General features: G+C 63.0%; 2 protein-coding genes and 1 pseudogene. 2 read left to right on the top strand and 1 reads right to left on the bottom strand.

Annotation, left to right across the window (positions count from 1 at the left end; genetic code table 11):
* Nucleotides 1–515: pseudogene (locus EN935_RS34455) on the top strand (PLP-dependent aminotransferase family protein); the annotation flags it as partial.
* A gap of 69 nt (nucleotides 516–584) precedes the next feature.
* Here the strand turns inward: EN935_RS34455 and EN935_RS41110 are convergent.
* The gene (locus EN935_RS41110; RefSeq protein ID WP_164548706.1) at nucleotides 585–749 is read right to left on the bottom strand and encodes a hypothetical protein; all 165 of its coding nucleotides are present in this window, start codon (nucleotides 747–749) and stop codon (nucleotides 585–587) included.
* Between the two features lie 240 nt (nucleotides 750–989).
* Here EN935_RS41110 and EN935_RS34450 point away from each other — a divergent pair.
* On the top strand, nucleotides 990–1,740 hold a 751-nt coding region (locus EN935_RS34450), incomplete at its 3' end, for an AIR synthase related protein (RefSeq protein ID WP_245489124.1).

Genomic DNA, 1,740 nt, shown 5'->3' with positions numbered 1-1,740 from the left:
CCATTGTCGCCGGCGGCCTGTCGAAGTCGGTCGCGGCCGGTGTGCGCGGCGGCTGGCTCTCCTGCCCGCCCGCCTACCGCCACCGCATCCGTGTCGCCCACAAGATGATGACCGGCGGGATGCCCTTCCTGCTGGCGGAGGTGAATGCCCGCTTGGTGCTTTCCGGTCAGGCCGGCGATATCCGCAAGCGCAGCATCGCCGAAATCAGCGCCCGCATCGCGATCGTGCGCGAGACTTTGGCCGGCTTCGCGTTCAAGTCGCACGACAAGGTGCCCTTTGTCTGGCTGACTTTGCCCGACCCGTGGCTTTCCGGCACCTTCAAGAATGCTTGCCTCGAGCACGGCGTGCTGATCAATGACGAGGACCAGTTCAAGGCCGGTCGCTCCGAGCAGACTTTCCACGGCATCCGCTTCGGTATTTCACAGCCGAAACAACGCAAGGACATCGCTGAAGGCGTCGCGGTGATCCGGCGTCTGCTGGATGAAGGCCGCGCCGGCTACGACAGCTTCTCGTGAGCCAACTCGCGACTGACAGGCCCATTAAGCGTCGGTTTGGCGCAGAGCAGCCCCTCCATGGCTCTCAGATCAGCCCTCTGCCTTGAAGTTCTTGGCTTCCTTCTCGGCGTTGTCTTTCCCGTGCTTCTCAGCCAGCTCCTTGGCCTGCCCAGGTGAAACGTCGGTGGTCTCCGCGATATGCATAGCCTCCTTGTCCGAGAGGCGATTGTCTTTCTTGCCCTGCTTGGTGGCCATGGTCCAAATCTCCCGATTGGTTGGAGACCTAACGGCCGGAATGTCATCCCGTTCCCCAATGGCGGTGCAGAAGCCTTCACAAACAGACAACAACGTTCCCCCACGACCCGCGATCTCGTCGCGCCCGTCGTCACCTTGTAGCTTTCCGTTGTTTTTCAGCATCCGATGGGGTGTATTGGCTCCCAAGCTTGCGATAAGACGGGACTCAAATCCCAACGCCCCGGATACAAATCGCCGCCCATGACCATTTCCAATTCCGTGCCGATCACCCCCGAGCTCATTGCCGCGCACGGGCTGAAGCCCGACGAGTATCAGCGCATTCTCGACCTTGTCGGGCGCGAGCCGAGCTTCACCGAACTCGGCATCTTCTCGGCGATGTGGAATGAGCACTGCTCCTACAAATCCTCGAAGAAGTGGTTGCGCACGCTGCCCACCACCGGCCCGCGCGTCATCCAGGGACCGGGCGAGAATGCCGGCGTGGTCGACATCGGCGATGGCGACTGCGTCGTCTTCAAGATGGAGAGCCACAACCACCCGTCCTACATCGAGCCCTACCAAGGTGCCGCGACCGGCGTCGGCGGCATCCTGCGCGACGTCTTCACCATGGGCGCGCGGCCGATCGCGGCGATGAATGCGTTGCGCTTTGGCGCGCCTGACCACCCCAAGACCAGGCATCTCGTTTCGGGCGTGGTCTCCGGTGTCGGCGGCTATGGCAACGCCTTCGGCGTGCCGACGGTCGGCGGCGAGGTCAATTTCGACGCCCGCTACAACGGCAACATCCTGGTCAACGCTTTTGCAGCGGGCCTGGCCAAGACCGACGCGATCTTCCTATCGGAAGCCAAGGGCGTCGGCCTGCCGGTCGTCTATCTCGGTGCCAAAACCGGCCGCGACGGCGTCGGCGGCGCCACAATGGCCTCGGCCGAATTCGACGACAAGATCGACGAGAAGCGCCCGACCGTTCAGGTCGGCGACCCCTTCACCGAAAAGTGCC

The organism is Mesorhizobium sp. M7D.F.Ca.US.004.03.1.1 (genome assembly GCF_003998635.1).
Taxonomy (GTDB): Bacteria; Pseudomonadota; Alphaproteobacteria; order Rhizobiales; family Rhizobiaceae; genus Mesorhizobium; species Mesorhizobium loti.
Note: the sequence above shows the minus strand (reverse complement) of the source record. Positions and strands in the feature narration are given on the sequence as shown.

What these genes read in the sequence shown, in the direction of transcription:
- EN935_RS41110 (WP_164548706.1), bottom strand. Translation starts at nt 749, where the DNA reads ATGGCCACCAAGCAGGGCAAGAAAGACAATCGCCTCTCGGACAAGGAG.